22 protein-coding genes are annotated in these 23,264 nt (G+C 65.8%); 7 read left to right on the top strand and 15 right to left on the bottom strand.

Annotation, left to right across the window (positions count from 1 at the left end):
• The first annotated feature begins 32 nt into the window (after positions 1-32).
• Together AC1Q7F_RS12655 and AC1Q7F_RS12650 are read left to right on the top strand one after the other, a co-directional pair.
• On the top strand, positions 33-206 hold the full coding sequence (locus AC1Q7F_RS12655; protein WP_492507280.1) for a hypothetical protein: 174 nt from the start codon (positions 33-35) through the stop codon (positions 204-206).
• A 149-nt stretch (positions 207-355) separates the two neighbouring features.
• On the top strand, positions 356-760 hold the full coding sequence (locus AC1Q7F_RS12650; RefSeq protein ID WP_492507278.1) for a MarR family winged helix-turn-helix transcriptional regulator: 405 nt from the start codon (positions 356-358) through the stop codon (positions 758-760).
• Between the two features lie 65 nt (positions 761-825).
• On the opposite strand, the gene AC1Q7F_RS12645 is transcribed toward AC1Q7F_RS12650, so the two are convergent.
• Genes AC1Q7F_RS12645 through AC1Q7F_RS12635 form a run of 3 tightly spaced genes read right to left on the bottom strand, consistent with a single transcriptional unit; the run spans position 826 to position 4,173 of the window.
• Positions 826-1,470 carry a TetR/AcrR family transcriptional regulator gene (locus AC1Q7F_RS12645; protein ID WP_492507276.1) on the bottom strand — a complete coding sequence of 215 codons (645 nt, stop codon included), beginning with the start codon at positions 1,468-1,470 and terminating at the stop codon, positions 826-828.
• Between the two features lie 16 nt (positions 1,471-1,486).
• On the bottom strand, positions 1,487-3,085 hold the full coding sequence (locus AC1Q7F_RS12640) for a DHA2 family efflux MFS transporter permease subunit (RefSeq protein ID WP_492507274.1): 1,599 nt from the start codon (positions 3,083-3,085) through the stop codon (positions 1,487-1,489).
• Positions 3,082-4,173 carry an HlyD family secretion protein gene (locus AC1Q7F_RS12635; protein WP_492507272.1) on the bottom strand — a complete coding sequence of 364 codons (1,092 nt, stop codon included), beginning with the start codon at positions 4,171-4,173 and terminating at the stop codon, positions 3,082-3,084. The genes AC1Q7F_RS12640 and AC1Q7F_RS12635 overlap by 4 nt, the downstream gene beginning before the upstream one ends.
• 217 nt (positions 4,174-4,390) lie before the next feature.
• On the opposite strand from AC1Q7F_RS12635, the gene AC1Q7F_RS12630 reads away from it, so the two are divergent.
• The gene (locus AC1Q7F_RS12630) at positions 4,391-4,816 is read left to right on the top strand and encodes a flagellar basal body-associated FliL family protein (protein ID WP_492507270.1); all 426 of its coding nucleotides are present in this window, start codon (positions 4,391-4,393) and stop codon (positions 4,814-4,816) included.
• 1 nt (position 4,817) lies between these two features.
• Here the strand turns inward: AC1Q7F_RS12630 and mutS are convergent, their stop codons facing one another.
• From mutS to AC1Q7F_RS12615, 3 genes are all read right to left on the bottom strand, one after another.
• Positions 4,818-7,475 carry a DNA mismatch repair protein MutS gene (mutS, locus tag AC1Q7F_RS12625; RefSeq protein ID WP_492507798.1) on the bottom strand — a complete coding sequence of 886 codons (2,658 nt, stop codon included), beginning with the start codon at positions 7,473-7,475 and terminating at the stop codon, positions 4,818-4,820.
• A 102-nt stretch (positions 7,476-7,577) separates the two neighbouring features.
• Positions 7,578-8,138, bottom strand: a complete 561-nt coding sequence (locus AC1Q7F_RS12620; RefSeq protein ID WP_492507268.1) for a PAS domain-containing protein — start codon at positions 8,136-8,138, stop codon at positions 7,578-7,580.
• Positions 8,139-8,240: 102 nt separating this feature from the next.
• Positions 8,241-9,416, bottom strand: a complete 1,176-nt coding sequence (locus tag AC1Q7F_RS12615) for an acyltransferase family protein (protein WP_492507266.1) — start codon at positions 9,414-9,416, stop codon at positions 8,241-8,243.
• A gap of 161 nt (positions 9,417-9,577) precedes the next feature.
• Here AC1Q7F_RS12615 and AC1Q7F_RS12610 point away from each other — a divergent pair, with 161 nt between their 5' ends.
• A complete protein-coding gene (locus tag AC1Q7F_RS12610) occupies positions 9,578-10,396 on the top strand; it encodes a LytTR family DNA-binding domain-containing protein (protein ID WP_492507264.1) in 819 nt (272 codons plus the stop codon).
• Here AC1Q7F_RS12610 and AC1Q7F_RS12605 read toward each other — a convergent pair.
• Complete coding sequence (locus AC1Q7F_RS12605) at positions 10,383-10,847, bottom strand: low molecular weight protein-tyrosine-phosphatase (protein WP_492507262.1); 465 nt, start codon at positions 10,845-10,847, stop codon at positions 10,383-10,385. The genes AC1Q7F_RS12610 and AC1Q7F_RS12605 overlap by 14 nt on opposite strands.
• A 140-nt stretch (positions 10,848-10,987) precedes the next feature.
• On the opposite strand from AC1Q7F_RS12605, the gene AC1Q7F_RS12600 reads away from it, so the two are divergent.
• The 3 genes from AC1Q7F_RS12600 (at position 10,988) to AC1Q7F_RS12590 (ending at position 13,205) form a co-directional block, all read left to right on the top strand.
• The gene (locus AC1Q7F_RS12600; RefSeq protein ID WP_492507260.1) at positions 10,988-11,734 is read left to right on the top strand and encodes an NAD-dependent deacylase; all 747 of its coding nucleotides are present in this window, start codon (positions 10,988-10,990) and stop codon (positions 11,732-11,734) included.
• Positions 11,731-12,192 (top strand): GNAT family N-acetyltransferase, encoded by a 462-nt coding sequence (locus AC1Q7F_RS12595; RefSeq protein ID WP_492507258.1) that lies wholly within the window; start codon positions 11,731-11,733, stop codon positions 12,190-12,192. Before AC1Q7F_RS12600 ends, AC1Q7F_RS12595 begins: the two co-directional genes overlap by 4 nt.
• A gap of 71 nt (positions 12,193-12,263) precedes the next feature.
• Entirely contained in the window at positions 12,264-13,205 is a 942-nt protein-coding gene (locus AC1Q7F_RS12590; protein ID WP_492507256.1) for a 3-keto-disaccharide hydrolase, read from the top strand.
• 31 nt (positions 13,206-13,236) lie between these two features.
• On the opposite strand, the gene AC1Q7F_RS12585 is transcribed toward AC1Q7F_RS12590, so the two are convergent.
• The 8 genes from AC1Q7F_RS12585 to AC1Q7F_RS12550 all read right to left on the bottom strand — a co-directional run bounded on the left by AC1Q7F_RS12585 (position 13,237) and on the right by AC1Q7F_RS12550 (position 23,179).
• Positions 13,237-13,671, bottom strand: coding sequence for a hypothetical protein (locus AC1Q7F_RS12585; RefSeq protein WP_492507254.1), 435 nt, complete (start codon positions 13,669-13,671; stop codon positions 13,237-13,239).
• 16 nt (positions 13,672-13,687) lie between these two features.
• Positions 13,688-15,034, bottom strand: a complete 1,347-nt coding sequence (locus tag AC1Q7F_RS12580; RefSeq protein ID WP_492507252.1) for an HlyD family type I secretion periplasmic adaptor subunit — start codon at positions 15,032-15,034, stop codon at positions 13,688-13,690.
• A gap of 40 nt (positions 15,035-15,074) precedes the next feature.
• Positions 15,075-16,835, bottom strand: a complete 1,761-nt coding sequence (locus AC1Q7F_RS12575; protein ID WP_492507796.1) for a type I secretion system permease/ATPase — start codon at positions 16,833-16,835, stop codon at positions 15,075-15,077.
• A 171-nt stretch (positions 16,836-17,006) separates the two neighbouring features.
• Positions 17,007-17,564, bottom strand: coding sequence for a hypothetical protein (locus tag AC1Q7F_RS12570; protein WP_492507250.1), 558 nt, complete (start codon positions 17,562-17,564; stop codon positions 17,007-17,009).
• 14 nt (positions 17,565-17,578) lie between these two features.
• Positions 17,579-18,805, bottom strand: coding sequence for a glycosyltransferase family 4 protein (locus AC1Q7F_RS12565; protein ID WP_492507248.1), 1,227 nt, complete (start codon positions 18,803-18,805; stop codon positions 17,579-17,581).
• The gene (locus AC1Q7F_RS12560; RefSeq protein WP_492507246.1) at positions 18,802-20,499 is read right to left on the bottom strand and encodes a glycosyltransferase family 4 protein; all 1,698 of its coding nucleotides are present in this window, start codon (positions 20,497-20,499) and stop codon (positions 18,802-18,804) included. Before AC1Q7F_RS12560 ends, AC1Q7F_RS12565 begins: the two co-directional genes overlap by 4 nt.
• A 97-nt stretch (positions 20,500-20,596) precedes the next feature.
• Complete coding sequence (locus AC1Q7F_RS12555) at positions 20,597-21,001, bottom strand: hypothetical protein (protein WP_492507244.1); 405 nt, start codon at positions 20,999-21,001, stop codon at positions 20,597-20,599.
• Between the two features lie 39 nt (positions 21,002-21,040).
• Positions 21,041-23,179 (bottom strand): glycosyltransferase family 9 protein, encoded by a 2,139-nt coding sequence (locus AC1Q7F_RS12550; RefSeq protein ID WP_492507242.1) that lies wholly within the window; start codon positions 23,177-23,179, stop codon positions 21,041-21,043.
• Between the last annotated feature and the right edge of the window lie 85 nt (positions 23,180-23,264).

Raw genomic sequence — 23,264 nt, 5'->3', positions numbered from 1 at the left:
CCCGCCACCATCCAGCAGAGGAGCAAATTTCCATGGATAATCTGTTTAACCATACCGGTACCCAGCGCGGGGTATCCCCGCGCGGTACCGGCTATCTGATGACCGCCCGACAAATCACCCTCAACCAACAAACGATCTTCCGAACAATCGAGGGCAGTGATGAGCTTCTTCATGTCGCTGGGCAAGGGCCCGAAATTCTTCTTTGAACTGACAAGCCGGCCCCATCGGGACGCCCCACGCACGCGCGGCTATGAAGTCCGGCGCGAGAATGGCGAGACCCTGATCTGGTTCGGCCGGCTGCATGTGATTTATACGCCGGGCCGCTGGCGCCCGGTGGCCAGGGGACCCACAAACGATGGCCGTCACCATGATGCCTACCAATCCAGGGACCGCCGCCTGGCATCCTGAAACGCTGGACCCGCTGGTCCGCGTCCTGGAAGCGCTGCGGACATTGGATCCCGACCTGCCCATCCAATATGCGCTGTCGTTCCTGACGATCGCGCAGAATGAGGGTCTGTCGATCCGCGACCTGTCGGAACGGCTGGGCATCGCCCAATCCTCGGCCTCGCGCAATGTGGCGGCCTTGTCGAAATGGCACAGCTTCGGCAAGGCCGGCCACGATCTGGTGCAGGCGGAGGAGGACCCGCGTGAGCGCCGCCGCAAGATCATCACCCTGACCGACAAGGGGCGTGCACTGGCGGCACAATTGTCGGAGCTGATCCAGCCCCATCACCGCCCCACCCTGCGCCGCACGGCGTAAGGTGGTCGCGATCGGGCATGGACATCTGGACATGACAGGGGCGGCTCCAACGGGCCGCCCCTTTTCTACTGGCCGTAAGCGGCCAGGAAGACCCTGACCGCCGCCGCCGTGCGCGCCTGCTTTTCCGCATCGCTCATCGGGGGCAGCACGCCCAGCAGGCCCCGCAGCTGCGTATGACCGTTCAGCAGGCCGAAGAAATGCTCGGCCGCCTGCATCGGATCGGGCGTGTTCAGCCGCCCGTCATCATGCTGGCGCTTCAGGAAGGCGGCGATGCGGGAAAGCGAGACGGCAGGGCCGGTCTGGTAGAAATGCCGCGCCAGTTCCGTTTCCGCACCGGCCGACAGGATGACGCGCAGCAGGCAGTTCAGCTGCTTGCCCGCCATCAGGTCCAGGAACCGGATACCCTGATCGGTCAGCACCTCGGCCACCGGGCGGCCAGGGTCGGCCATGGTCACCGGTTCGGTCATGCGTTCCGACCGGCGCACCACCATGGCATCGAACAGCCGGTCCTTGGCGGTGAAATGCTTGTAGATGGTCTGTTTGGAGACGCCGGCCATCTCCGCCACCTTGTCCATGCTGGCGCCATAGCCATCCTGGGCGAAGGCATCCTCGGCGGCGTCCAGGATGGCGTCGCGCTTGGCCATGTCCAGGGGACGCCCGGCACCGCGGCGCACCGGCTTCACATCCTCCATCCCATCCGTCGCGCTCATCACCGTTGCCCCCTTCTCAATGCCCGCCTTCCGGCGCCCCGCGCAGCACCGGCCGCTTCACAAACGGCAGCGTCAGCAGCGCCAGGGTGAACACCACCCCCATGGCCAGGAACAGGTCGGAGAAGGTCATCACCGTCGCCTGGCGTTGGATGGTGGCCGCCAGCACGGGCAGACCGGCCGTGGCCGGATCGGCACCCGTGGCCTCGGCCACGCGGGACCCGACGCCGGCCAGATAATTCTGCACCTCCGGCCGCGTCGGGTCGATCCAGTCATAAAGCACGCGGCCATGCTGGGCCATACGCTCGGTGATCAGGGTGTTGATCCCGGCCAGCCCGAACGCCCCGCCCAGATTGCGCATCAGGTTGAACAGGCCGGACGCATTGGGCACCTGCTGGGGCGGCAGCGTGCCCATGGCCAGCGAGGTGATGGGGATGATGCAGAACATCAGCCCCGCCCCCCGGATCATCTGCGGCACCAGCAGCTGGTCGAACTGCCAGTCGGCGGTGACGGGCACGGAGATATAGAAGCTGGTGGCCAGCAGGGTGAAGCCGATGGCCAGCACCTTGCGCACGTCGATCTTCGACGATAGCACCCCGGCGATGGGCGAGGACAGGAACTGGCAGATGCCGGTCACCACCATGGTGGCGCCGATCTGCTGGGCATTCAGCCCCCGCACCTGGCCCAGATAGAGCGGCAGCATATAGACCGAGCCATAGAGCCCGATACCGATGATGAAGCCATAGATGGAGCCCATGGCGAAATTGACGTTGCGCAGGGATCGCAGATCGACGATCGGCTTGTCATAGGTGAACATACGCCAGAAGAAGCCGATGCCGGCCACGGCCGCCACGATGGCGAAATCGCGGATCGTCTCGTCCTGGAACCATTGCTCGCGCGCCCCTTCCTCGATCACGTAATCCAGGCTGGCCAGGAAGATGGCCATCAGGGCAATGCCCGTCAGGTCGATACCCTTCAGCAGCGAGCGATTCGGCCTGTCGATATCGATGCAGGTCCAGACGATGGCGGCCACGGCCAGGCCCGGCACCAGATTGATGATGAACAGCCAGTGCCAGGAAAACTGCTCCGTCAGGAACCCGCCCAGCGTCGGCCCGATGGTGGGGCCCAGCGTGGCCACCAGCCCGATGACCACGGTGACGGGTGCGCGGCGCGCGGGCGGGAAGGCGGTGAAGCTGGTGGCGAAGACGGTGGGGATCATGCCGCCACCGATGAAGCCCTGCAGGGTACGCCAGACAACCAGTTCCTCCAGGGAGGAGGACTGGGCACAGAGCAGGCTGGTCAGCGTAAAGCCCAAGGCCGCCACCGTGAACAGCACCCGCGTGGACAGAAGCCGCGTCAGATAACCTGAGAGCGGGATCATCACCACTTCGGCGATCAGATAGCTGGTCTGGACCCAGACGATCTCATCGGCACTGGCCGCCACACCCGCCTGGATCTGGCGCAGGCTGCTGGCCACAATCTGGATATCCAGAATGGCCATGAACATGCCGAACACCATGGCCACGAAGCCGACCAGGGTGCGCTTGGAAATGCCGGCAGTGATGGGTGGCGGCGGGGCCGGAAGTTCCGCCCCGTCCAGGGTGGCGGTGGTGCTCATGGCCGTACCGCCACCTGCTGGGGAATGGTGATGTCGGCCCGGGCGATGCCGATCAGGTCACGTCCACCGCCACGGGTATCGACGCTGGCCTCCACCGACAGGCCGGGACGCAAGCGGCCGGCCAGCGGCCCGTCCTTGGGCAGGGCGATGCGCACCGGTACGCGCTGCACGATCTTGGTGAAGTTGCCCGTGGCATTTTCCGGCGGCAGCAGGCTGAACTGCGCGCCCGACGCCGGCGACAGGCTGTCGATCCTGCCGGTGACCACCAGGCCCGGATAGGCATCCACGGTCAGTTCCACCGGCTGGCCCACGCGCAGCCGGCCGATCTGGGTCTCCTTGAAATTGGCGGTGACATAGGCGTCCTGGACGGGAACCAGCGACATCATCTGGGCGCCGGCCTTCACGAACTGGCCCACGCGGGCACCGGAACTGCCGATCACGCCGTCGATGGGGGCGCGGATGGTGCTCTTGTCCAAATCGTTCTCCGCCAGTTCCAGGGCGGCCTGGGCCTCCTTCAGCGCGGCTTCCGCCTTGGACCTTTCGGTGGACAGGACCGACACCTGGTCGCGCTCCGCCACCAGGGCGGCCTGCGCCCTGGCCAGGGCCGCACCCGCCTTCTGCGCGTCGGCCTGGGTGGTGGACAGCTTCTGCTGGCTGGCGAACTCCCGCCCGGCCAATGCCGTATAGCGCTGGGCGTCGGCCCCGGCCCGGCGCTGTTCGGCCTGGGCCGACGCCACATTCGCGGCGGCCTGGCGGATCAGCGAATCCTCCAGCGTCAGGCGGCTGTCGATATTGGCGATGGATGCCGCCGCCGCGTCACGCCGGGCGCGGGCCTGGTCGGCCTTGGCGCGCAGGTCGCGGTCATCCAGCCGGGCCAGCACCTCGCCCGCCCGCACCATCTGGTTTTCCACCACCTCCACCGCGGCGAGATAACCCTCCACCCGCGGGCTGATCATGGTGATGTCGGCCTCGACATAGGCATTGTCGGTGGACTCATTGAACCGTGCGACGGACCACCAGTGCCAGCCGCCATACGTACCAGCAACCAACAGCGGCACGGCGAGGGTCAGGGCGATCTTCCTGTTCATGGTCTTGATCCTGGGTCGGCAATTACGGAACTGGATAGTCCAGTTTTGTGATGAAGGTGCATCCTGACCGTCTGGCGGTCAACCGAATTAATAGACTGGATAGTTCCGTATTCGTGAAGGCTGTCATGCCCTGACCGCATGGTCATAAGTGGGTGCTTGTGGAGACCCCTGATTTAACGTTCTATTCAAACCCGTGACAGGCATCGCGGGGCGCGAGATGACAGGGGCGGCTTTTGACAGACGGGCATTGCTGCGGCTGGGTGCGGGTGCCCTGGCCGCAGCCGCGCTGCCATCCCCTGCCCTGGCGGCAGAGGCCAATCTGGATGATCCCAAGCTGCGCTTCGTGAATGTGCCGCCCCTGCTGCTGCCAGGGCGGGAGCGCTATACCTTCATCCGCATCGCCATGCAGCTGGTCGTACGCCGGACCGAGCAGTTGCCGGTGGAATCGGCCCTGGTCAATACCTATATGCCGCGCATCGTGGGGCTGCTCACCGAACAGCTTCCCACGGATGACAGCCTGACCCGCACCGCCGGGCCCGATGATCTGAAGGAAGTGAAGCGCCATGTCCGCGATCTGGCCAACAATATCATCGGCCAGCCGCTGGTGGAGGATGTGCTGATCGTCAGCTTCCTGACGGGTTGAGTTATCGCAGCAACCCCCGCAGCCGGTAAAGCGCATCCAGCGCTTCGCGCGGCGTCAACTCGTCGGGATTGATATCGCGCAGTTCCGCCTCCACGACCGATGGTTCCGGTTCCGTAACGATCTGCCTGGGTGCCGGCTTCTGCGCCATGGCGGCGAACAGCGGCAGGTCGTCGGCCAAGCGGCTGGCCGCACTGGCCTGATCGCCCTTCTCCAGGATATGCAACACCTGTTCCGCCCGCGTAATGACAGTCGGCGGCAGCCCGGCCAGGCGGGCGACATGGATGCCATAGGACCGGTCGGCGGCACCCGCCGCCACCTCATGCAGGAAGATGACGTCGCCCTTCCATTCCTTGATGCGCATCGTGTGGCAGGACAGGTCGGGCAGCTTGGCCGACAGGGCGGTCAGTTCGTGATAGTGGGTGGCGAACAGGCCGCGGCAGCGGGCCATCTCATGCAGATGCTCCATACAGGCCCAGGCGATGGACAGGCCGTCGAAGGTGGCGGTGCCACGCCCGATCTCGTCCAGGATGACCAGGGACTGGCGGGTGGCCTGGTTCAGGATGGTGGCCGTCTCCACCATCTCCACCATGAAGGTGGACCGCCCGCGCGCCAGATCATCGGCCGCCCCCACCCGGCTGAACAGCTTGTCCACGGTGCCGATACGGGCCCGGGTGGCGGGCACGTAGCTGCCCATCTGCGCCAGCACGGCGATCAGGGCGTTCTGGCGCAGGAAGGTGGATTTACCCGCCATGTTCGGGCCGGTCAGCAGCCACAGGCGCTGGCCCGGCGACAGGTCGCAATCGTTCGCCACAAACGGGCCGCCGCCGCTTTCCGACAGGGCCAGTTCCACCACGGGATGGCGCCCGCCCGCCACGTCGAAGGACAGGTCGCTGGCCATTTCCGGCCGGCACCAGCCGCCATCGACCGCCAGATCGGCCAGCGCGGCGGTGACGTCCAGGGTGGCCAGCGCCCGGGCCGTGGTGGCGATGGGATCGGCCAGGTCGATCACCGCCCGCACCAGCTGGGCAAAAATCTCCAGTTCCAGGGCCAGTGACCGGTCGCCGGCTTCGGCCACCTTGCGCTCCAGTTCCGACAGGGCAACGGTGGTGAAGCGCACGGCCCCGGCCATGGTCTGACGATGGATGAAATCGGCCCGGTGCTTCTCCGACATCAGCTTGTCAGCATGGATGGCCGTGACCTCGATATAATAACCCAGCACATTATTGTGCCGGATCTTCAGGGATGCGATGCCCGTGGCATCGACATATTGCGCCTGCAAATTGGCGATGTGGCGGCGGCTGTCATCGCGCAGGGCCCGCAACTCATCCAGGGCCGGGGCATAACCGGCGGCCACGAAGCCGCCATCGCGTGCCAGCAGCGGCAGGTCCGGGCCCAGGGCGCGCGACAACAGCCCGATCAGCCCCTCATGATCGGCCCCTGGGCCACCGCCCAGCCCCTCGACGATGCGCGACAGGCCCGCCGGCAAAGGGGGGGCGATGCCGCCAGCGCCATAGGCCAACCGGCCACGCAAGGCGACGGCGCGGTCCAGCGCGTCGCGCACCGCCGCCAGGTCGCGCGGGCTGCCGCGGTCCAGCGTCAGGCGGGTCAGCGAACGTTCCATGTCCGGCGTGCGGCGCAAATCCTCGCGGATATCGATGCGCAGCGCCGTCTCCCCCGCCAGATAGGCCACCATGTCCAGCCGCCGCTCGATCCGCGCCGGATCGGTCAGCGGTGCCGACAGGCGCCCGGCCAGCAGGCGAGCACCGGCGCCGGTGACGGTGCGGTCAATGGCGGCCAGCAGACTGCCCTTGCGGTCGCCGGTCAGGGTGCGGGTCAGTTCCAGGTTGCGGCGGGTGGCGGGGTCGATCTCCATCACCTGGCCGGCGGCCAGACGGCGGGGCGCATCGATGCGCGGCAGACGACCCTTCTGGGTCAGTTCCACATAGTCGACCAGGGCACCGGCCGCCGCCACCTCCGCCCGGCCGAAGGCACCGAACGCGTCCAGCGTGCCGACATGATAGAGCGACAGCAGGCGCTTGCGCCCATTCTCGCTGTCGAACCTTGCATTGGGCTGCACCGTCAGGCGGGCGCGCCATTCATCCCACAGCGGCGACAGCTCATCGGTCTGCGACAATCGTTCGGGCAGCAGCAGTTCCCCCGGCGACAGGCGGGCCAGCAGGGAGGGCAGGTTCACCCGCTCCACCGGCGACAGGGTCAGCTCGCCCGTCGATAGGTCCAGCCAGGCCAGCCCGCCCTCGCCCCCGGCCTCCGCCATGGCGGCCAGGTAATTGTTGGACCTTGCGTCCAGCAACCCATCCTCGGTGATGGTGCCCGGCGTGACGACGCGGACCACGTCGCGGCGGACCACCGATTTGCTGCCGCGCTTCTTGGCCTCCGCCGGGTCTTCGGTCTGCTCACAGATGGCGACGCGGAAACCGGCGCGGATCAGGCGGGAGAGGTACTGTTCATGGGAATGGACCGGCACGCCGCACATGGGGATATCCTCCCCCTGGTGCTGGCCGCGCTTGGTCAATGTAATGTCCAGCGATGCCGCCGCCTGGACCGCGTCGTCGAAGAACAGCTCGTAGAAATCGCCCATCCGGTAGAACAGCAGCGAGCCGGGATGCTGGCGCTTGATCTCCAGATACTGCGTCATCATGGGGGAGACGGGAGAATTGGAGACGGGGGAGCTGTTGTCGGTCACGGGACGGTCATAGGGCTGCCGAAGGGAAGCGGCACCCTAGCACCCCACCCGCACGCCTCAAAGCGTCAGTGCCGCCGCCTGGAAACTGACCAGCTCATCCTCCACCACCTCGTCCGTAGGGCGCAGCAGCGGAGATGGGGGGCGGCGCATGGACGATCCGGAAACGCCGCACAGCAGCATGTCGATCTGGTCGGGATGGTTGCTGAGCGGCAGGATCACCCCATCCAGGCGCAGCCGGCCACGCCGTGTGTTCAGCACCGCGCTGGTGGCCACGGGCAAGGCCTCCCGGCTGGCGCGGTCCATCCAGTGGCACCAATGGTCGCCCAGATCGGCGGGCCAGGATTGGCGCAGCGTGGTGCCGGTCAGCGCCCGGCCGAACAGCCCGTCCAGGCCGGTCCCCACCAGACGGTAGCGATAATCCGCCTCCAGCACGTCCAGCAGCATGATCCAGGGCAGCAGCGGCTGCACCGCCGCCGGGTCCAGGTCGTGACGGGCCGGAATGGGCCGGTCAGGCCCGCGCCGGGCCGACCAATAATCCACCAGCCCGCGCAGACGCGGGTCCGACACCGGGCCGATCCCTGCTTCGGTCTTCTCCAGCAGATTGGCGACACCGCTCACAGCACACCCCGAAACCCGCGCCGGTAGGATACCGACGCGGGCAGTTTACGCCGCAGGGGTAAACAAAGCCTTGATGCTATCCGCAATCACGCAGCGCCGGCCTCATCTCACGCCCAGCAACGGCCCCAACAGCTTGATCCGGCGGGCCAATTCATAGGTGACAAAGCATCCCGCCACCGTCAGGGCGATCAACAGCACCGACTCGACACCGACCGGCAGGGCCAGCGGCGTCAAATTATGGCCGATCACCACGATCAGGGTCTGGTGGATGATATAGAAGGGAAACACCCCGACCGACAGGTAGCGCAGCAGAGGCGTCGAGCGGTTCAGATGGCGGCGCGCCAAGCCCAGCACGGCCAGGATCATGGCCCATTGTTCCACGGCATAGGCGGTGCGGGCGGTCATGCGCAGGGCATCGGGCGGCTTGGGCGACCCGTCCTGCCAATAGGTCCAGCCATACCAGGCATAGAAGGCCCAGGCCGCCAGGCCGATGCCCAGCAGCAGCCAGCGCCGCGCCGCCAGCCGGTCGAACAGGTCGGTGTTGCGGGCGAAACCGAAGCCCAGCAGGAACATGGCGAAGCTGACCGCATGATTGTACCAGTCCCAGACCAGGTCATGGGTGATGGGGAACGGGTCGAGCATGAAGATACGCAGCAGGGCCAGCGCCAGAACAGGCAGCACCAGCACGGCCCAACCGCGCGTCCAGCCCCCTTCCCCCAGCCGGACCAGCCAGCGCCCCGCCCCCAGCTTCAGCAATCCGGCCAGGATCAGTGTATAGACCAGCAGATAGGCCACGAACCACATATGGTTCCAGGTGGGCAGGGTCAGGCAGTCATCGCCGCGACAGAAGCTTTGGTCAAAGGACAGGTAGCGGCCCCAGAAGGCCCAGTAGCCGTCGGCATAATCGATCTTCTCCACCACCTCGTAATAGGGCTGGGGCACGACCAGGATGGCCATGACGAACAGCAGCGGGATGCCCAGGCGCGGCAGGCGGGACCCGGCCAGTGCCCCCGGCCCCATACGGTCGGCCATGAAGCGGGCAGCCACGCCGGAGATCAGGAACAGAAGCGACAGGCGCCAGGGATTGGTCAGCAGCATCAGCGGCTCTATCGCGAACCCGGCATGCTGGCTCTTCACATGCCAATCCCAACTCACATAGAACATGCCGACATGGTAAAGGATCAGCAGGCCGAAGGCGCCGACCCGGACCCAGTCCAGGAAGGCCAAGCGCTTGTTGCTGGCGGGCGAAACGGATGGGACAGGGTTTGTCATCGTCATCATCAACTTCCCAGGAGGCACGGGGCCAGGAGAGGGGTGGCCAGGGGACGGGGGGCGCTGGTGCCGGCCCCCGCTTCTGGCCCCGTGCCCCCCGTGCCGACAAGGCGGCGGGGACGGGCGGAACCGGTTCTGACGCGACCGGGACGAACGGCACGGGAGTCGTGACGAGCGGCCTGGGCGGCTGGCGGCCCTATCTGGGGCTGGTGCCGCTGATGATCGGGTCCAACATCGTCAACATCGCCTCGGCCTGGGAAGACCGCAACTGGCCCACCTGGCTGCCGGTGCTGACGGAGCTGAGCAGCGCCATCAGTATCCTTTGTCTTTGCTGGCTGCCGGCCCTGGCGCTGGCCAAAGCACCGCTGGCGCGGCCCTGGGGACGGGTGGCCCTGGTGCATGGGGCGACGGCCGTGATTTTCAGCCTGCTGCACACGCTGGGCATGGCGCTGCTGCGCAATAGCACCTCCGCACTGCTGGACCTTGACTACCGGTTCGGGGTGTCGGTTCCGGTGCTGATCTATGAAGGACGCAAGGACATGATGACCTATCTGGTCATCTGCGGCGTCTTCCTGCTGTTCGGCCATGGGCGACCGGCGGCCAGGCCTGTCGTCATCGAGGCACCGCCGGAGGCGGTTCCCGCCACCCCCACTGCCCCGACCCTGTTCGACATCCGCGACGGGTCCCGCCTGTGGCGCGTGACGGTGGCGGAGATCATGGCGGCGCGGTCGGCCGGCAATTACGTGGAATTCCTGCTGGCCGACGGCAAACGCCCCCTGATGCGTACCACCCTGACCCAGGTGGCGGATGAATTGTCGCCCCATGGCATGGCGCGCACCCACCGGTCCTGGCTGGTCAATGCGGCCCATGTGCGGGGGCTGGAACCGGAAGGGTCAGGCGATTACGCCCTGACCCTGACGGATGGCAGTATCGCGCCCTTGTCGCGGCGGTTCCCGGACGCGCTGGAGATGCTCAGGCGCCCCTGATATGGTCCAGCAACGCCCTGGCACCGGCCTCCACCATGTCCAGCACCGCCGTAAAGCCTTCGGCACCGCCATAATAGGGGTCGGGCACGTCGCGTCCGCGCCAGGGGGCCGGGGCGAAATCGGTAAAGAGAGCCAGTTGCGCCGCCGACCCCGCCGGAGCCAGCCGGCGCATGATGTCCAGATGCCCGCGATCCATGGCCAGCATCAGGTCGAACCGGTCATAATCCGTCGCCACCAGCTTGCGGGCGCGCAGCGGCGACAGGTCGTATCCCCGCGTGCGGGCGGCGCGCACCGTGCGCGGATCGGGCCCCTCCCCGATGTGATAGCCATGGGTACCGGCACTGTCGACCCGCACATCCAGCCCGGCATCGGCCACCAGCTTGGCGAACACCCCATCCGCCGTGGGGGAGCGACAGATATTGCCGGTGCAGACGAACAGGACGGAGCGCATGGGGAAAACCACAGGAACGGTTGCCGGGTCGCGGATGAATTTATAGCAGGCGAACACAACCCTGACGACATGGACTTGTCCGGCGGGCGCTACCCATGCCACCCTGCCCCCCGGCTTCCCCATCATTGCCGGTCCGCCCCATGATCGATCCCAACCTCAAGCGCCTGTTACAGGGATTGCGGCCCGATGCGGGTCTGGTGGTCCTGACCGGGGCCGGCATCAGCCGCGAGTCCGGCCTGCACACCTTCCGCGATGCCGACGGCATCTGGGCCCAGGTGCGGCTGGAGGAGGTGGCCACACCCCAGGCCTTCGCCCGCGACCCGGCCCGCGTCCAGGGTTTCTACAATGCCCGCCGCCGCGCAGTGCAGGACCCGGCGGTGCGGCCCAACGCGGCGCATGCGGCGCTGGTGCGCCTGGAGAGGGAATGGCGCGGGCCGTTCCTGCTGGTTACCCAGAATGTCGATGACCTGCATGACCGGGCCGGCTCCACCCGCCTGCTGCATATGCATGGCGAACTGCTGAAGATCCGCTGCACCGCGTGTGACCACATCGACCGGTGCGAAGGCGATCTGGATACCGATGCCACCTGCCCCGATTGCGGCGCACGCGGCACCTTGCGGCCGCATATCGTCTGGTTCGGGGAGATGCCCCTGTACATGGCGGAGATCGGCGAGGCTCTGTCCGATGCCGGCCTGTTCCTGTCCATCGGCACGTCGGGCACCGTCTATCCGGCCGCTGGCTTCACGGCCGAGGCGCGCGCCAACGGCGCCGTCACCGTGGAAATCAATATGGAGGAAACAGGCGGGCGATTCGATGGCGGGTTTTACGGTCCCGCCACCGCGACCGTGCCGGCCCTGGTCGATTATCTGTTGAAGGAGGTCCGATGAACAGCATCCTTGTCACGCCCGCCGACCCGACACAGCCCGATGCCCGCGCCCTGATCGCGGCCTTGGACCTGTATCTGGGACAGCTCTACCAGCCCGATGACAACCACCTGCTGAACCCCGAACAGCTGAAGGCGCCCGACATGCGCTTCCTGCTGGCGCGGCGCGATGGGCGCGCCGTGGGCTGCGGCGCGCTGCGCATCGATCCGGCGGGTTATGCGGAGGTGAAACGCATGTATGTCGATCCCGTGCATCGCGGGCGCGGCATCGCCGGGGCCATCATGGCAAGGCTGGAGGAACTGGCCCGCACCGAGGGCATCACCCTGCTGAAGCTGGAAACCGGGGATCTGCAGCGCGAGGCGGTGGGCCTTTATCGCCGGCTGGGCTTCACCGATTGCGGCGCCTTCGGCGATTATCCCTGCGGTGGCAGCGCCAGCATCTTCATGGAGAAACACCTGTGATCGCCCCTTTTTCTGCGGCATAGTGCCGTTAAAATTGACAGCGCTATCAATAATCATGGGAGGATCAAGGCATGCGGCGGATCGGTTGGGGCCTGGCGGCCCTGTTGCTGTTGGCGGGCACGGGCATGATGGCCGGCGCGGCGGAGATGGATCCCAAGCTGGAAGCCATCCTGGCCGGCGATCCGGAATACCGGCCACAACGCCTGACCCTGGCCGACATTCCGTCGGCCGTCGGCCCAGCGGTCAGCCTGCTGAATGGCCGGGACCTGTCGGACTGGGACATCTGGCTGGGCTATGCCGATCCGTCCATCACCTACACCAACAAGACCGAGACGCCATACGGAGCCCGACCCGACGGCGATCCGATGTTCACCATGGTAACGCTGGAGGGGGAGCCCGCCCTGCGCGTCGATGGCGCCACCTGGGGCTCCATCGTCCATCGCGGGGTTTACGGCGATTACCACCTGCGCCTGGAATTCAAATGGAGCGGCAAGCGCCATGCCCCGCGCCTGGATCTGCCGGAGAATAACGGCCTGCTCTATCATTCCTTCGGGCCGGCGGGCGGCGTCTATGGCACCTGGATGCCGGCCGTGGAGTTCGAGATCATGCGTGGGTCCACCGGCATGGTCGTGCCCGTGGGAACTATGGTGAAGCCGGTGACGGATGCCGCCCGCGACCGGTCCCTGATCGACCCGCAACGCCGCTACATGGCCGGCGGACGCGCCGTGACGGTGGAGGCGCCGGCCTGGAACGTCGAAGCGGCCACGGACGCCGAACGGCCTGTGGGGCAATGGAACGTCCTGGATCTCTATGTCCTGGGCGACCGTTCCATCCATGTGGTCAACGGCATACCGGTCATGGAACTGCGCGATCTGTCCGTGCTGGGTGCCGACGGCAAACGCACGTCCCTGACGCGCGGCCATATCCAGTTCCAATCGGAAGGCGCGGAAACCTTCTTCCGCCGCATCACCCTGGAACCGATCGACCAGCTGCCGCGCGTCGTCGTGAAATGAAAAGAGCGGCCCCGGTCTGAGCCGCTCCCTTCTACAACATGCCCTGCTCGGGCGGCTTGGGCAGGGCGATGTGGCCCAGGAAGGCCTCAAGGCGCTGCCACAGCATGCTGATCTGCTGGGCCGAGCGGGGATCGAAATGCCGCAGCATCTCCATCGTCGCATCGTCCAGGCGCGGATAGGCCATCAGCAGCCCGTCCGCCTCCCCCGCAGGCGCGCGGGCATAGAGGCGGAAGCGCAGCGCATTGACCACGAAGAAGGCCAGCAGCGCCACGAAACCCGCCCGGTCCTCCAGGAAAAAGGTGGGGCATTCGACATAGGCCGCGTCGGGCACTGTGCCGTTCCAGGTCGCCTCCGGCACCACCAGGCAGTTCGCGGGCAGGTCGCAGGCGGCAATGCCCCGCGACAGGTCCCGCGGGGCCGCCTGGATACGCCAGATGAGACCGGAGCCGCCCTGTACGGGGATCATGCTCCGTCTCCTCTCCTCAGCCTTCCTTGAACGCGCGGAAGAAACTGTCGGTCAGCGGCCGGAACAGATATTCCAGGATCGTCCGCTCACCCGCCTTGATCAGCACCTCCGCCGGCATGCCGGGGACCAGCTTCTGGCCGGCCAGATGCTGCAACTGCTCCTTGGGCACACGTACACGCGACACGAAATAGCGGTTGCCATGCTGGTCGGTCGTGGCATCGGCCGCCACCGTCTCCACCGTCCCCGTCAGAATGGGGATATGGCGGGTGGACAGGGAGGAAAAGCGGACCTCCGCTTCCATGCCGGGGTTGGCGACGTCGACATCCATCGGCGACACCATCGCCTCGATGATCATGTCATCGTTGCTGGGCACCAGTTCCATCAGCGGGTCGCCGGCGCGGACGACACCGCCCACCGTATGGACCCGCGAATTGACGATGGTGCCATCCGTCGTCGCTTTCACTTCGCGACGCTTCAATACATCGGTGGCGCTGGTCAGACGGTCCTGAAGATCGAAGACGCGGGCCTGCGCCTCCGACAGGCCCTTGGCCACATCCTCCTCGAAGGTCTTGCGGACCTGGATGATCTGCAGGCGCGCCTCACCGATGGCCACCCGGTTGCGGGCCATCTCGGCCGCGTAATTGCCGCGGTCGCCATCCAGCTCCGCCCGGCGGCGCTGGAGCTCCAGCAACCTTGTCTTGGAGGCATAGCCCTTCTCGAACAGCTGCTGAAGGCCTTCCAGCTCGCTATCGATCAGGGTGATCTGCTTGGTGTTGGCATCGACCTGGGCCTGCAGGCCCTTGCTCTGCTCCTCCAGCTGCTTGATGCGCGCCTCATAGATGGAGAGCTGGCCGTTCAAGGCGTCTCGACGGGACTTGAACACTTCCTGTTCCGACCCGCGGATGGAAGCGTTGCGGCTGGTGTCGCCGGTCCCCTGCAGCTCCACCGGGAAGGCGATGTCCTTCGCCCCATCGCGTTCGGCGATGAAGCGGGCCTCCTGGGCCTTGGATGTCAGGAACTGGCCGTACAGCACATCGCGCTGGGCCTGGGGGGTCACCTCGTCCAGGCGCAGCAGCACGTCGCCGGCCTTCACCATGGCGCCGTCCCGCACCAGGATCTCGGCGACGATGCCGCCCTCCAGATGCTGGATGGTCTTGCGGTTGCTGTCCACGGCGACCAGGCCGGGGGCTACGATGCCCTTGGCGATGGGCGCCAGGAAGGACCAGAGCAGCACGCCGCCGAAGGCGACGGCGATCAGGGCCAGGCCGGCGCGGACGACGGGCATCTCATCGGTGGGAACCGCGGGAACGTCCGCATCGCCGGCCAGGGCCGGCACTTTCGAGGTGGTCAGGAGCTTCATCATTTCCGACACTTTCCAACGAGGGGCGACCGGGGACGCGCGATCAGGCGCCCGCACCGGCGGAAGAGGCGATCTGGCCCGGGGCCTGCTGCGGCGCCACCTGCTGCGGCTGTGCAACAGGGCGGGTCAAGCGGGCCAGGACTTCCTGCTTGGGACCGAACATCTCCACCAGGCCGTCGCGCAGAACCAGGATCTTGTCGACATGGTTCATGACGCTGGGACGGTGGGAAATGAGGATGACGGTCGCCTTGCGTTCCTTCAGCTTGGCCAGCCCCTGGACCAGGGCGGCCTCCCCTTCGCTGTCGAGGTTGGAATTCGGCTCATCCAGGATCAGGAAGCGCGGATTGCCATAGACGGCACGGGCCAGGCCCAGCCGCTGGCGCTGCCCACCGGACAGGGCGATGCCGCCCGGCCCGATCAGCGTGTCATACCCGTTGGGCAGGCGCAGGATCATCTCATGCACCCCGGCCAGCTGGGCCGCTTCCACCACCTTGGCAGGATCAACCTCACCGAACCGGGCGATGTTGTCCTTGATCATGCCGTCGAAGATTTCGACATCCTGGGGCAGGTAGCCGATATGCGGCCCCAGGCTTTCATGGTTCCAGGAATAGACATCGGCACCGTCCAGGCGGACGGAACCGCTATGCGGGGCCCAGACGCCGACCAGCAGGCGGGCCAGGGTGGACTTGCCGGCGGCGCTGGGACCGACGATGGCCAGCGCCTCGCCCGCCGCCAGGGCGAAGCTGACGCCCTTGATCGTGGGGGTGTTGCCACCCGGCGGCACGGCCACGACGCGCTCCACCGACAGGTTGCCCTGCGGGGGCGGCAGTTCCATGCTTTCCTGACCGCCATCAAAGGCGCGCAGAAGCTCGTTGAGGCGGGAATAGGCGCCACGGGCGCCGACGAACATCCGCCACGAACCGATGGCCTGCTCCACCGGAGCCAGGCCGCGGCCCATGATGATGGATGACGCGATCATCACGCCCGGCGTGATCTCATTTTCCAGCGCCAGATAGGCACCCATGCCCAGAATGGCCGACTGTACGGCCAGACGGGTGAACTTGGTCATGGCACCGATGAAGCCGGCATTGTCGCTGGCCACGGCCTGCAACAGCATGGCCTTGTCCTGACTGGCGCGCCAGCGGCGGCGGATACCGGGCAGCATGCCCATGGCCGCCAGCACTTCGCTGTTCTTCAGGCTGGCTTCGGCGAAGGAGGTGGCGCGCAGCGCGTGGCCATTGGCCTCCGACAGCGGCTTCTTCGTCACCACTTCCGTGGCATAGGCCAGCGCGAACAGCAGGATGGCGCCGCCAAGCGCCACGACCCCCAGCAGCGGGTGCATCAGGCAGACAATGCCGATGAAGATCGGCGCCCAGGGCGCATCGAAGAAGGCGAAGGGCCCCTGAGAGGTGATGAACTGGCGCACATTGTCCAGGTCGCGCAGCGACTGGCTGCGGTTGGCCGCAGGCATGCGCAGGTTCAGCGCGAAGATCGCGTCGAAGACGCGCGCGCCCAATTCCTTTTCCATCTTGCCACTGACGCGCACCAGCACGCGGGAGCGGATGACCTCCAGCATGGCCATGACCATCATCATGGCGCCGATAACCAGGCTGAGATACAGCAGGGTCGATTCGCTGCGCGCCGTCAGCACCCGGTCATAGACCTGCAGCATGTAAATGGGCGAAGCCAGCATCAACAGATTGACGAAGAAGCTGAAAACCCCAACGAACCCGAAGGCTCGCGCGGACTTCTGTAGCGCCTGCCGCAGCGGAGAATGAGCGCCTGCGGGGCGGTTCGGAACCATGATTTTCATAGACTTGGCTGCCTTATATAAGGGGTGCCTGCACGAGGCCACCCACTCAATCGCACCTGCATTGTATCCGCGCATGTACTGCAGGGCAATATCAGTAAGTTGCTGATGTCACAACGGTGACCCGTAGGAGCCGCATCCGCTCCCGCCCGGCCATCCCATGCGTCAGCTGAGCCGCAACCCATCCGGGATCACGAAATGCGTGCGGCGGTCCAGCCACGACATCTCGCCGATATCCCATTGCGCCTGCACGGATTTCTCCCGCAGGATCGACAGAAGATGGTGTGCCTTCTCTCGCGGCAGATCGATTTCGGCCCGCAGCCCGGCGGTATCCTGGAACAGCAGGTGCATGACTTCCTGGCGCACGGTGATATCCGCCTTCACCAACAATGTGGCGGGAGCAGCAGTTTGCCGCACCCCTTCCCCGGCCATCGCACTGCCGCCGACCGCACCAGCTTCCGGCGCCGGTTCCTCCATGCGTTTCCAGCCGGCTGCGGCCGCCATATGCTCGAACAGCAGCACATCGTTGCGGCTTTCACCAGGGGCAGCCGCCACTTCGCGACTGCTGCGCATCAGCAGGTCGATCATCCCGGCCAGGATGGCGCGCGTCATGCGACGGGTCACCAGCATCTCCACGCTGTCACTGTCGGACCGCAAGGTCAGGCCCAGCCGGTCCTCCAGCAGGATGTAGCGCACATCAAGGGCGGTTGCGCGCAGGCTCATGCCGTTTCCCTTCCTCACGCGTTGCCGGCGGCAACGCGCTCGACCAGTTCCATCTGCCGGGGCAGGCTATGACGCTTCAGGTCGTAACGGTCGATAATGGTCTGCCGGGCGGCCTGCCGTATGCCCAGATAGCTGTGTGGATTGGCCAGGGCATCGGCCACCTGGTCGGCCAGCCCCTCACGGTCGAAGAAATCGACGAGCACGCCGTTCCTGCCATGCTCGATGACCTCTTCCACCGGCTGGGTGCGGCTGCCCACCACCAGGGCCCCCAGGCTCATCGCCTCCAGCATCGACCAGCTCAGCACGAACGGGTAGGTCAGATAGATATGGGCGGCACTGAGGCGCAGAATGTTGATGAAATGGGCGTATGGCAGATTGCCCAGGAAGATGACGCGGGACAGGTCGATCTGGTCCTTGACCTCATCCAGGAAAATGTTCTTCCAGCTCTGCCCCTTGGGCGCCGCGGCACCGTAGGAGACGCCGTCACCGCCCACGACCAGGAAGATGGCGTTGGGTCGCAGTTTCTGCAGCCGCGGCAGCGTGCGCATAAAAACATGGTAGCCGCGATAGGGTTCCAGATTGCGATTGACGAAGGTGACGATCTCCATCCCCGGGCGCAGCATCAGCTTATCGGGGCCGACACTCACCTCCTGTGCCGGGCCGGGGACCAGCGCATCCGTGTCGATCCCGTCATGGATGACCTCGATCCGGGGCTGGTACAGGGCGGGATAGCTGGAACGCTGCCAATGGGTAGGGCTGTAGGCCGCATCCATGCTTTCCAGGTTCAACAACCCATTGCTGTTCTTGGCGCGCACCCGCGCCGGGCCCCGCCAGTCATCCACCCAGAATTCCGGGTCGAAACCGACATCGGCGCCATCGGGGCTGTAATAAAACTCCAGGAAATGCAGCTGCGGCACCTGGGGCCAGATTTCCTTCAGGAACAGCATCTCCCCCCAGCCCGGATGGCCAAGGATCAGATCGGGCTGATAGCCCTGCTGCTTCATCACCAGCGCGGCCTGCGCGCAGGATTCGCCACGGATCAGCTTGGTTTCGAAATCGACAGCCCAGGGATGGATACCCTGGGTGGAGGTGCGCGCCACGGGATAGTTGGTGAGGTCGATGCCGGGCATGCCAACGCCCTTAATGGCCAGGGCGCGCACCTGATGCCCGGCCCGCTCCAGGGCGGCGGCCAGATGCTTGAACTGTCCGGGAAAATTCTGGTGGACGCAGAGGATCTTCATCCCACGTTTCCTTGGGTGTCGCCAGAAGGCGAAAGCCGAACGAAGCCGTACTTGGCCAGGAAGGCCAGAGCCGACGCCAGGATAGGGGCGATGGATGCACCGCCGGCCGCCGCCAGCCCGGCGATGGTCACCGCCCCCTGCGGGGGTAGCAGGGCCAGGACTTCGGTCAGCCGATCGACGCCGGGCACCCTGGCATGGGCATAATTGACCATCCCGCTGGCATGGATGGCGGCCAGCCGGTCGGGCGGCGCGCCCGTGCCCTCCACCCGCGTGTCGAGCGTCAGCAGATGGGTCGGGTAATGGGCAAAGGACCGGAACGGGTCCGGCCGCAAGGGCCAGGCTGTGCCCGGCCGGGGTGCCGGCAACGGCGCGGCCGCGGCGCGGCGGGCCGCCAGCTCAACCATCAGGTGCTTATAGGCGCCGATGACGACCCGCCAGTCGAACCGTTCCCGGCAATGGCGGCGCCCTGCGTCCCCCATGCGGCGACGCAGGGCCGGATCAGCGATCAGGGCGCGGAAGGCCTGCACAGTGCGTTCGACATCGACGCTGACATACTGACAGGTAACGCCGCAATAGAGGTCATAGCTGTCCATGCCGATGGCATGGCGCTCCGCCATCTCGCGTCCGATCGGGGATGGCGGCATCCAGGTCGGGATGCGGAAACCGTCGATACCGTCGCGCACCGTCTCCTTGTAACCGTTCCAGTCGGACACCACGCAGGGCAGCCCGGCCGCCATGGCTTCGATCGGGGTCAGGCCGAACGTCTCCTGGATATTATCGGACAGGGAACAGAAGATGTCGGCCGCCTGCCAGATACCGTCCCGCACCTCCGGCTGGCGCCCGTCCAGCACATGGCGGATGATGTCGGGGCACAGCATGGTCGCCGCGTCGTGGAAAGCCTGCCTGATCGCGTCGCTGGCGAACCAGCCGGCCTCGATCAGATGCAGCCGCGCTCCGTCAGGCAAGGCGCTCCGCGCCTCCTGCAGCGCCATGTACATGGCCATGGGATGGGCCTTGGCATGGAAACTGAGGCGACCCATGAACAGCACGGCGACATCCAGGGGACCGATGGCCAGCCGGTCCCGCCATTCCCGGCGCCGTTCCGGCTGCGCCGCGTACCGGTCACATTCCACGCCCAGCGGGATGACTGGCAGCTGCGGCAACCGGAACGGCGCGCCGGACGGAATGGAGAAGCGCTGACTCAGATAGTCAGCATGGTCGCCCAGCGTGCGGATGACCATGGATTTCACCGCCTGGGACGTACAGATCAGGGCATCCCACTCCTCCAGCGGCGCCGTCAGAATCTCCCCGATATTATCCAGGGCCGAGGCAGAGGCGGTGGTGTGCGTCAGGCCGATGATGGAATGGTTGCTGGACAAGCCGCGGGAGCGGCGATGCCAGGCGGGTGGGGCCAACATCGGGCCCGGCAGGATGACACCGCCCACTGCGGACAATGTTTCCGGCTGATCCAGCCGATGGACATGCACCTTGCCCTGCCAGCCATGGGCAGCGGTCTCCTGTACGAAAACCTTGGCATGGCGCAGATCGCCGACCTGGGTATGCAGCACGTCGAAGCCGCCATGCAGCGCCCAACCCCGCAGAAACCCCTCGCCCGCCGCGTGGCGGCCCATCAACTTTGGGCTTTTCGTATCGAACCCTTCCGGATGGAAGAAGATCGCGGCGTTACCTGGCAAAACCGACCTCCGCTGGGGCGTACATCTATTAATCCGTGGCAGGAGGCGTCATCGTCCCCGCCCGGCTGAAACCCGATACCCCGCCCCGGGACCGCGCTCAATACGGTTTGTAGGATTTCTCCTCGACGATGGCGCTGCCCAGCAGCAGATTGATATCCTTCTTGATCCGCGCCCGCTCGTCATTCTTCATATAGACATGGCGGGCAAGCTGGATGAAACCGTCATCGAAGCTTTTCTCCCGCTCGCAGCGGCGCTTGCCGTCCTCGATGTCCCAAAGCTGGGCATTGATGTCGTGCAGCGCATCGACCAGCGCGTCCAGACCGGCGGGAAAGCGCGTGCGGTCGCCAACGACCTTCTCGATCTCCACACGCTCGCGCGCGACGTTGCGCACCTTGTCCGGATCGCCGATGCGGGCTTCCTTGATGACAAGGATGGTCCATTTGTCAAAGACCTCTCCCCAGGCAACGGGCAGCAGGGGGATGTCGGTCCAGCTCTGGGACATGGGTCCACTCCTTATCGGTCGGGCTGCCGGCGATGCCGGTCAGCTGAATTGAACGCGCTTCAGGCCCTGGACCTTCACCTGGTCATTGACGGCCAGCAGGATCGAGGTCTCGGTCTTGCCGGGCTCCAGCTGTTCCACCCAGCACTGATACTTGATGGGCAGCAGCAGGGTGACAATCTCGCGCACTTCCTGGAACGTCCCCAGCGGGCCGATCAGGACGGCGGCCTTGGTCCGTTCCAGTGTTTCCATCGCCGATTCCAGCACCAGCCTCCACGGCGCCGGCGCCGACATGACGATACTGGCCAAGGTGTCCAGCTGCATCTCGTCAATGCTCTTCGGCTTGACGGTCTTCTTCTCGCGCAATCCGCCCCAGTGTGCGGGATTGGTCTCGCTGAGCGCATCCTCCAGCCCAAAGCTGGCCTGCTCCACCTTGCCGGGAAACGTGTCATGCCAGGTGATGGAAAGACCGTTGGCGGCCCGGTCCAGGATGTCCATGCTGATCAGCTGGCGCCGCGCCTCGCGCGGTTCGAAGATATGCAGCCTTCCTTCATGGTCCAGCTGCTGGGCAATGGCCACGGGCAGATGGCTCTGGCCCGGTGTGACCAGGATCGCCTGGGTGCGCGGGCGGATCAACGACCGGCCGATCTCCTGCAGGCGGCGCTGCGCGCGCGTCCACACCTCCGGCGGGTTTTCATAGGGCAGTGCGCGGCCCTGCCCCGTCTGGCGATAGCGCGGGCGCATATGCGGCCCATAGGTCATGCGGGTGCCGATATGGGCCGGCGCGTTGCCCCGGTTCGCCATCTGGGCCTGCAGCGCCTCATAGACCTTCTCGGCGTCCAGGCGGCTCCAGGCCTCGGCATAGCCTTCCTTGACGCCGTCCCACTCCTCATCGGTGTTGGTCTTGAACTTCTTATAGAAGGGCAGCGTCTCCCCGCCGGGGATCAGCATGCCCTTGTGATGGGGATAATAGGGATAGGCATAGGGGTCGATGGACGCGAACAGACCGACCGTTGGCACATTGCCGCAATCGGCCGCGTGCAGCGCGAAACTGTCGACGCTGATCATCCCGTCGACCTGGGCCACCAGGGCCGCGAACCGGGCGGCGGAGTTCATCTCCTTCGACAGGTCCACCAGACGCGGGTGATCCAGCTTGATCTCCCGATCGACGATCACGGTGACGTCGGGGGCGATCTTCAGCAGCTTCTTCAGGAATTTCGGCACATGCGCGTCGGCGAAGGTGCGCAGGGGCACGCTGGCCTTGGGGTTGAAGAAGATCTTCTTGCCCTTGATGCCCTGCAGGATGCGGGTCACGTCCTGCCAGACGGACCATTGATGGTGCATCACATTGCGCTTTTCCGCCGCCGGCACCGTGTCCGGGTCCAGCCCGCACCACCACAGGTACCAGTCGGAAATGGCGATCTCCGTGATGCGCGGCAGGGCGATCAGGCCAGAAAAATCGAAATAGGCATCATAGCGGCTGAATTCCGACAGGGTCGGGCCGATCAGGAACTGCTCACCCACCCAGTCGTCATGACCGGCAATGTCAAAATTGGCAACGCCGGAATTGGCGCCCAGCAGCAGGTCGATGACGAAGCTGTCCAGATGCTGCTTCAGGTATTTGGCGATATGGCGCATCGCCGTCATGCCCTGGATGCAATCACCCAGATTGGTGCCGAAGGCGTTGACCACAGCCAGACGGAAATGCTTGCGGTTGGGGTGGCGGGCCTTCAGGGCGGCCAGCTGTGCCGCCAGCACATCGCCCTCATCGGGATGCTTGTGCAACCCGTCGCCCACGAAGCGGGCGGAGACACGACCCAGGCGCGGCGGGGTGCCGACCCAGCTCAACAGTGCCGGTTCATTCACCGTGGTGACAAATTGCGGCATGTCGGGGTTGGGGGCATCGCCACCAGAACCGTCGCCCGTCGCGGTGCCATCACCCGACGCCGGGTCCGACCCGCCCGAGCTGGTGCCCGACCCCTCCAGGTTCAGCACTTCGTCCTGGGCATGCTTCTTCTTGTGCTCCGCCTCCATGGCCTTGCGGACCATGTCGGCCTCTGCGCCGATATCGATGACCAGCCGGTCCAGCGGAACCTCACCCTGCAACGACCCGCCGCGATATTTCCGGACAAAGCGGGTGGTGTTAAGCGTGAAATCTTCCGCAACCAGGAACGCGTGCATCTCAACCTGCTGAAATCGGCCTTGGGGAAAGTATCTCTCAAAAAAAATCCGCCGCCCCGGTTGGGGCGGCGGAGGTCTTGTACTC

The sequence above is a fragment of the Niveispirillum sp. GW835-FHT14G11 genome (assembly GCF_058793615.1).
Note: the sequence above shows the minus strand (reverse complement) of the source record. Positions and strands in the feature narration are given on the sequence as shown.